The organism is Vibrio sp. PNB23_22_6 (assembly GCF_052877535.1).
In genome coordinates, this window is the sequence record NZ_JBNFXP010000075.1 from 1 (window position 1) to 596 (window position 596).

Genomic DNA, 596 nt, shown 5'->3' on the forward strand with positions numbered 1-596 from the left:
AAGAATTATTCGAAGATCTTAGCAACAACACCAGCACCTACAGTACGGCCACCTTCACGGATAGCGAAACGTAGACCTTCGTCCATTGCGATAGGAGCGATTAGTTCAACAACCATTTGGATGTTGTCGCCTGGCATTACCATTTCTACGCCTTCTGGTAGAGAGATGTCACCAGTTACGTCAGTTGTACGGAAGTAGAACTGTGGACGGTAGCCTTTGAAGAATGGAGTGTGACGACCACCTTCATCTTTAGAAAGTACGTATACTTCTGACTCGAACTTAGTGTGTGGAGTGATTGAACCAGGCTTAGCTAGTACTTGACCACGTTCAACTTCGTCACGCTTAGTACCACGTAGAAGTGCACCAACGTTCTCACCAGCACGACCTTCGTCTAGAAGCTTACGGAACATTTCAACACCAGTACATGTAGTAGTAGTAGTGTCTTTGATACCAACGATAGCAACTTCGTCACCAACGTTTAGGATACCGCGCTCGATACGACCAGTAACTACTGTACCACGACCTTGGATAGAGAATACGTCTTCGATAGGCATTAGGAATGGCATATCTACTGCACGCTCTGGCTCAGGGATGTA

The 596-nt window shown here is 46.3% G+C and carries 1 protein-coding gene; it reads right to left on the reverse strand.

What is annotated here, in order from left to right:
- Nucleotides 1–5 precede the first annotated feature (5 nt).
- Nucleotides 6–596, reverse strand: a 591-nt coding sequence (locus ACVA54_RS19675; RefSeq protein ID WP_446582217.1) for an EF-Tu C-terminal domain-related protein, incomplete at its 5' end; no start/stop codon positions are given.